At 36.4% G+C, this 8,446-nt stretch carries 2 protein-coding genes and 1 pseudogene; 1 reads left to right on the forward strand and 2 read right to left on the reverse strand.

Going from position 1 to position 8,446, the window contains the following annotated elements:
• Window positions 1–4,292 (reverse strand): autotransporter outer membrane beta-barrel domain-containing protein (locus tag PVV68_RS09040; protein ID WP_273721796.1); only part of this gene is annotated, 4,292 nt, incomplete at its 3' end.
• A gap of 682 nt (window positions 4,293–4,974) precedes the next feature.
• Between PVV68_RS09040 and PVV68_RS09045 the strand changes: the two are divergent.
• Window positions 4,975–6,081, forward strand: a pseudogene (locus PVV68_RS09045) (hypothetical protein).
• A gap of 897 nt (window positions 6,082–6,978) precedes the next feature.
• Here PVV68_RS09045 and PVV68_RS09050 read toward each other — a convergent pair.
• Window positions 6,979–7,494, reverse strand: a complete 516-nt coding sequence (locus PVV68_RS09050) for a GNAT family N-acetyltransferase (protein WP_273721798.1) — start codon at window positions 7,492–7,494, stop codon at window positions 6,979–6,981.
• Window positions 7,495–8,446 lie beyond the last annotated feature (952 nt).

Here is an 8,446-nt window from a genome sequence, read left to right on the forward strand (position 1 = left end):
CTTGCTCCGGATATACCAGTCTTTTGTAGTTTTTGTTGATAGCTGACATCACCATGAAGCGAAACGTTTGAAGACAATTGAGCACTGACACCAAGTCCACCTTCAAGCAAAGTTCCCATGGGATCAATTTTATAATCCTTGTCAATATGGATTGCTTGATCATCACCAAAAGTTTTAATTGCATTCACTTTTCCATAGAAGGAAACAGAATGTCCGTTTTCAGCAGTGGCAACGGTTTTGGTTAAACGCCCACCAACACGGATCATCCATTGATGAGGGTTCTTCATATCAATGGTAAAATTATCGGCATCTGAAAGTGTGTCAAACAGCAAATGTTGATAGGCAAGTTGTGCTTGCGGTTCGAAGGTAACACCTTGAATACCTGTAGCAAACTGTTTGCCAATAGTGGTGGAGATACCCAACATCTTGGCATTTTTCAATGTTGCGGTTTTGCCAATGATAGCATTGGTGATGTCACCCTTTAGGATTCCATAGGATAGTAGGGCATCAAGATAAAAACCATTGTCATGCTGGATGCTACCATAGGCTGTGATGGACCACTTATCCAATGTGCTTTTACCTGCATCTTTCATATCTTTTGGAGTGAAGGACAACTGTCCATAGGTTCCGACAAGACCGAAATGTGTTGTGGTATTTTGTCCTTCTAGTGCTGCGAAGTTAACGCCTCCTTGTAGAGCAGCATAGCGAAGATGAGCACCATAACCATATTGAAGAGGTCCCCGCGCGGATGACAATGTTCCTGTACCGCCGTAAGTGTATAAGAAGAACCCGCTTTGTTTTTCTTGTTCCTTTGCTACGACAGATGTTCTCATATTGTCTAACAGTGCATTCTGCTTAGCCATATCGGTTAATCCCGTATAGAAGAGGGCATTTGGCATGACCAAATAGCTTGCCATTTGTGCTACAGGTTCTTCTACTGTTGAGTGAGAGTCAAGAAATTCTTTATGTAAGCGGAAATCCCAGAAATTTTCGTTTTTCTCATCGAAAAGGCTTTGCTCAACATTGGCTATGCCATGACTTGATTCTGGTCCGTAACCAGTGAGTGTATATTTGTAAGGCGAACCGCCTCTTGTGGTATAGCCATTTGTAAGTTTGAAAGAATCCTCTTCTGCTTTTCCAGAGACTTGGATAAGTGAAAGACCACCTGAGTTCGAAGGATCGGAAGCATTTATAACACTATTTTTATCTCCTGAATCGCTTTGGATATAGACTGTTGTAGAGCCTGAAACATCTCCGTGAATAAGAAGATGATCGGTTTTTTGCTCTTCTATTGGAGTACCATTAGTCCATTTTGTATTGAAATAAATTTTTGCATCACCTGTTGCATTATAGACCACTTTGGTATCTGGTTTTCCTGATCCTATATGCAATGTGTGGTAATAACCATCTGCTGTTGGTTCTTTAAAAACAAGAGAGCTGTTTTCAAGGTTTAGTACAGAAATATCAGAACGTGATCTTTGAGCGATATCAAGCAGATTGCCATCATCGTCTTTTTCTTGTGTACTGGTTTTCAAGATCCATTGTGTATTGTTTTTCAGGTCAAAGCGTACGTTTCTCTCTTGTGCAATGCTTGCTCTGCCTTCTAATATAGAATCATTAGCATTGAGTGTAAAAGCGAAATTATCCTCTTTAGTTGAAGCTTTTGTTACTAATAAAACATCAGCACCAATTTCTGATTTTTTGCTAAGATTGACTGTAGCAGTTGACTCATCTACGTTAATTCCAATACCGTCTTTAATGTGAAGCTTTGCATTGGTTAAATTGATTTCTGAGGTTATATTTTCCTCAGGGTTTTTGAATTTTATGCCGCTGTTTTCTGCTGTTGCAGAAATATTTGTCACATTAATATGTCCGCCATTTTCTGCAAACAATACTGCCTCTTTTCCGGTTACTGTTCCTCCCGTCATTGTGATGGTAGAATCTGAACCGTTTGCATGGAGTCCATTGCCATTAGATGATGTAATTTGGACATTGTCGGTTAATGTAATAGTACTACCGCTCTCTGCAGAGATCGCTGCATTGCTTCCAGCAAATGATCCTCCAGATATTGTGACTTCAGAATGATCCATTGCAAATGCGCCGATGTATGCATCTGTAATGTGTACATTTTCCAAAGAGACATGGCTGGACTGAGAATTTAATCCTACAAATATTAACGAGTTGCCTTTTTTATTATTCGATATTGTAACATCTTTCAGTTTATTTTCATCGCTTTTACTGTTATTGAAGCTAGCACCAGATGTAGAGGTTGTAATGGTTCCACCAGTCATTTTAATTGTGCCACCGTTTTGCGCATAAAGTCCGATAGAAGCATTGTTAATCGTTGTTCCATACAATTCAATCGTACTATTAGAGTTGATAGCATTTACACCTAATCCGCTACCCTTGGTTGTTGCGATAGTAATATCTGTGGCCGTAATATGCCCTCCATCTTCTGTAACTAAAGTTGTATATCTCCCCGTGACGTTTCCTTTCGTCATTGTGATGGTAGAGCCTAAACCATTTGCATAGAGTCCATTACCGTCAGATGATGTAATTCGCGCCTCGTCAGTTAGAGTAATGGTACTACCCTTTTGCGCATAGATTGTTGCTTCTTTTGCATCAAATGATCCTCCAGTGACAGTTATTGTAGAGTTATTACTTGCAAATACGGCACTCTTTGCTTGCGTCACTTTCACATTTTCTAAATCAACTTTACTGTTTTGTTCGGCGGATATTCCAGCAACTAGTAATGCACCATCTTTAACGCTTGATATTGTCACATTTTTCAGTTTGTTTTCGGCGCTGTTACTGTTCTTGAAAGCAGCACCAGCTTTTGAAGATTTAATGTTTCCCCCTGTCATGCTGATTGCGCCACCGTCTTTTGCATAAAGTCCATCGTCCTCAGACGATGTAATTCGCGCCTCGTCAGTTAAAGTAATGGTACTACCCTTTTGCGCATATATTGTTGCCTCTTTTGCATCAAATGATCCTCCAGAGACAGTTATTTGAGAGTTATCATTTGCGACTATGGCATTCGTTGCTTGAGAGACAGTTACATTTGTTAAAGTGACTGTACTGTTTTTTTCTGCATCTATTCCATAGTGTAATAGTGCATCGTCTTTAACACTTGATATGGTCACATTTTCTAGTTTGTTTTCGGCGCTGTTACTGTTTTTAAAGGTAGCACCACTATAGGAAGCTTTAATGGTTCCTCCCGTCATGCTGATCGCGCCATCGTCTTTTGCAACAAGTCCAACGTCCTCAGATGATGTAATTCGCGCCTCGTCAGTTAGAGTAATGCTACTACCCTTTTGCGCATATATTGTTGCCTTTTTTGCATCAAACGATCCTCCAGAGACAGTTATTTGAGAGTTATCATTTGCGACTATGGCATTCGTTGCTTGAGAGACAGTTACATTTGTTAAAGCGACTGTACTGTTTTTTTCTGTATCTATTCCATAGTGTAATAGAGCATCGCCTTTAACATTTGATATGGTTACGTTTTCTAGTTTGTTTTCTTCTCTCTCACTGTTCTCGAAGGCAGCACCAGCTATAGAAGCTTTAATGGTTCCCCCCGTCATGCTGATTGCGCCACCATCTTTTGCAAGAAGTCCATCATTCTTAGATGACGTAATTTGAGTATCGTTGGTTAAGCTAATGATACTGTTGCCTTGAGAGACTATTGTCGCTCCTTTTGCATCAAATGATCCTCCAGAGACTGTTATTGTCGAGTGATCATCCGCAACTATGGCATTCGTTGTTTGAGAGACTTTTACATTTGTTAAAGCGACTGTACTGTTTTTTTCTGCATTTATTCCATAGTCTAATGGCGCATCATCTTTACCACTTGATATTGTCACATTTTCTAGTTTGTTTTCAATGCTGTTACTGTTTTCGAAGTGAACGCCAGTGCCGGAAACCGTAATAGTTCCCCCTGTCATTTGAAGTATGGCATCATTTTTTGCTTCAACACCCAAAGGGATGTCAGAATCCGTTCCTTTAATGGTCGTTTTATCTCCCGTTAATTTAATTGCACTACCTTTGCCTTCAGTGCTTATAACATAGTTGTTTTCGTTTGAGCTTGAGTTTGTGTTTTTATTTCCAGTTACTTTCAAATCAGTTCCGGTGATTTGCCCTTCTTCTAGGGACTGAAGAGTTTCATAAGTGGCATCGTTGACCTCTTTTTTCTCTCCAGAAACTTTAAGAGATTCAGCATGGACATTGAATTGGATATTAAACAGCATAATAGCTGCTGTTGCCATAGATGACAGAATGTATTTTTTATACACAAGTACTCTCCTTTTAAAGTTCCTAATATTCATTTCCCCGCACTCTTCAAAAGAAGAAAAGAAAATATATATCGCTTTTCATTTAATAATTGATCGCTTTGATAGTTTATTTTTCTTTTTTTGTCAAAAGAGATTTTTAATTATATTTTATATTGAACATATAATGTATTTATAAATGAATAATTATTATCCATTATAATAATATTGTCAGTAAATATTTATACTCTCTTTAGGCATTATTAGAAAAAATGTAACTGCATATACCCTTTCATTGTTTCTGCGTTAGTTGAGAAGATTCTCAATGTGTTTTATCTTCATGCATACAACAATTCGTTGTTTAAATATAATGCCACATGATTGCTTCTTAATATTTTTCTTACTGGGTATAAAAATATATCAGCACTTTTCAATTTTTTAATAAAGGGACTGTTTGCGATCATATCGGCTTGATGTATATCTTGATCGATATATCCTATGCTGAAAAATGCAATCAATGAAATGTTTTAAGAAAGAATCTTATAAATGAAGAATGCTCTGATATCAGAGAACATTTTTATTATAATATCCTTGCATTCATTATTTTGAGCTTATGACACATTCTAGACAAAAAAACAAAAAATTGCTTTCAGAAGCTTTATGAGCAATATAATAAAGCACGTTATGTTTTTGTGGTGGTGTGTGTATGAGAGATAAAATTGGATATAGGGTAATTACCGTGATTGCTTTTGCTCTCTCTGGTTGTTTTGATGTTGGTCTTGAGACAAAAAGAGAGGGGAGGCTTGATAATGGATTAATCCATGAGGGACAAGTCTCTTGTGAAAAATTATACCGCTGTCATTGTGGATAATCGACAACCATGGCGTTTGAATTCTGGTGATGCCAATGGACTATCCAACAGAAAGCCATGGTTAAAGATAAATGAGCAGGTTGCCAGTGTGATCAAAGCGCATAAAGCTGCTTTCCATATTGTGAATGGTGATTTGACAGAGTTTGGTTAACAAAAAAACTATGATGATTATAAAAATCTTGGTTCTCTTGTTTATGAGGGGTGAGGTGATTACGATTATGCAAATAATGTTGGTCTTTGTGCCATGCCTGAGGTGTTCAATTTTTATAAAGATGCCTGTGCTATCAGTGCAGTTACAAGAATGGTGGCGGAAATCAAAAAATATCGTAGTAAGTTATCTCATTTCAGTCTGGATATTACTGAAAGTTTGCTTGCTGTTTCGGGTGGAAATATTCACCCCTTTAAGGGGAGTTTAAGTTATTCTTGGGATTATGGAGATATTCATTATGTGCAACTGCACAATTATCCAAGTTATACGGTACATCTGAAGAGACCATCCATGGAGGTGCAAATCAATAAGTCTTTGGATTGGCTAAAAAAAGATTTAAAGGCTGCTGATACGAAAGGGAAAGTGACCGTTATTAATTTTCACGATGCTCATGCCGCTTCTATTGAGGGTAAATCCTTTTTATTTATAAAAAGAACGCTAAAGATTTATCGGTGTTTAAGTCCATCATCACTTCTCATAATGTTAAGGCGATATTCGTTGGACACACGCATTATCAGTCCTATTACCGTGCGAAGGATGATAAGGGTTTTGGCAATGTTCCTGTTTATACAGCTGGTGCACTCTTTAATGGAGATTATTACCTTATAGATGTGAAGGGGAAGAATATTCACGTTAAAGCTTATAATGGTGAGATAGGAAAACCTCTCTTGATCAAAGATCTCGGTATTGTCGGACAAGATAAAGAATTTTCCGCAAGTTGCAGCCAATTATAATAAGGTTTTTCTCTTATTGCATAGGGGCAAGAGTGTGTTCTCTGTATAAAGCTTGAGAAGTAAGTGACCTCAATATCGTGCAATAGCATATTAAAAAATGGTATTTTATTGTTTGCTTTTTATTTTAAGGTGCCATTTCTGTTATGCATAAATTAATATACAATAATGTTTCTGTGCTGTCGCGTTATCGGTTATGGTTCGTTTATTTTTTGTGTGATTTGACAATAGATTTTGTCTGAAGTGGGAAGATTATTAGACGGTCTCTGTGCTCTTTTGGCAATTAAAGGAAAGGTTTTCTCTCTCTCAATGATGTGTTAGGAATCTGTCAAACCTTTAGCTAATTTAAACTAAAGGAAGTGAGAGCAATATATTCGTATAATTCTACAAATAACATGATTCTGGCAAAGGAATTGATCATCACAAATTGCGATTTAGAAGAATAAAAAAGACTCATGAAAGGGACTTTAAATGATTTTTGAAAGGTCTTTGAGGATTCTTTGGTTATTGTATAAAGCGAAGATTTTTTCTCTTAATTTATTTATAGATCAATCATCTCATAAATTATGATGAAATTGTCATTTTAAATATTTATTTTCTTGCTCTTCAATCCTTGTAACAAACAGCCAATTGTTAGTCATAGCAAAGAAAAACTTTCACTTGTCCAAATTGGATCTGTGAGAGATGTTTCTTTTTAGACAATTGTGCTGAAAATCATAAAAGTGAAGAAAATTTTGGTGTGTCGCTTGGAATAATGATATTTATCATAACTGATTTTAGCTTTTCACTCTCAGTATGAAAGGGGATTGGCTCAACTTTCTTGATTGTACAGATGAGTGGAGCATAGTTGAGTTTTGCTCAATAGAATAAATTCATCTTGTAGATGAGCGAAAAAAGAGTTTATAGCTCCATTATCATGCGTTTATTGGAATAAACTTTAAATTCACCAAAGTTTGTAAAACCTAATTTTTTATAAATGCTCACTCCCTCTTGAGATGCTTGCATACCAATAATATGACATTTCTTTCTTTTTAAATACTCAATAGCAATTTTTGTCATTACTGTCCCAATACCTCTTTTTTGAAAATCTGGATTGGTAACAATATCATACACTCCACCAATTCCATCCGCTTGAATACAAAAACATATTGCTACAGGATTGTTATTTATATACCCAACGAACATTCCTACATCGGGGTCTTTTTTATAATAATGACCTATGGTTTCATAAAATCTTACTGCTTCTTCATCAAAAGGCTCGAAGACTGATGCCATAACATTTCCGTAATCTCTAAACTCTTGAAGTGATTCAACTTCCTTGATTTTGAAGTTATCCGGCAGAGAAGTAACATGTGAGTTTATATCCTGCGCTAAAGCCGCCATTCCAATTTCTGTTTCAACATGCTCTAAGCCCATAGATAAGAGAACTTCATTGATGTTATAGTGAGACGAATGAGGTCCAACCCACCAAGCTAAAGGTAGTTTTTGTGCATTAAAGGAATCAATTATAGACTTTGCTTGGTCTACGGTATAGTTTCTTGTAAATTTTTAGCAGAGATAATGTTGAATGTGTCTGAGGTAAATGTTGAATTAACAGAAGATACTCCATTTGAAAAATCAATAACCTGCATTTTGAGGCACAGTTTTGGTAAAAAGCGTACCTTTGAGCAAAAGTTATTCTCTAATGATAAGTTAATTTTTGATTTGTCTAACATTTGTTTTCCTTATCATTTCTTATTGATCTGTTAATACTGGGTGCTGTAAACAGTCCGTTGGCTCAAAGGCAATCTAAAATTCTTTCAAATAAGCTTCTATAACATACAAGTCCGCAAAAGATCTGCTGCCAATACTAAAAGAATTATCCTCAGGATAGCAAGAGATAATAAAAAATGCCTTGGGAAAATAGTGTCTTTGGCAAAGATGAAGTTATTATAGCCAAACAATGCCATGGACTAATGGGAAATGTTTATCTCACTCTTCAAGCTTATTTTACATGCTTTAACAATCTAACAAATAGCGATAATCTTCCAGAAAAATTCTCTTAAATCACTTTCATATGAGTAGTTCCTATTCTTTCTGAACTAAAAATTGTTCTCTGATGATTGAGGAGAAAAATCCAATAGATGCTCACAAAAATGACGAATTGTAAAACGATCTTTGAAAGGTCTTTGAAGCCCCTTTGAGAACTCTAAAAAAACTTTGAAAAAAATAAATTGGTACAAAACCTAGTGTAAAACTAAACACGCATCAAACAACAAGAATATGAAAGCCATCAGTTAGGATAAGAGACGATTATGGATGTTTCCCTTGTTGTGCGTTTTGTCAATCATCTCCAAGAGGGGATCGCTTCTGCCAAGCGTGATCTTGC

Origin of the sequence: Bartonella sp. ML69XJBT, from assembly GCF_028618515.1 — a bacterium.
Lineage (GTDB): Bacteria > Pseudomonadota > Alphaproteobacteria > Rhizobiales > Rhizobiaceae > Bartonella.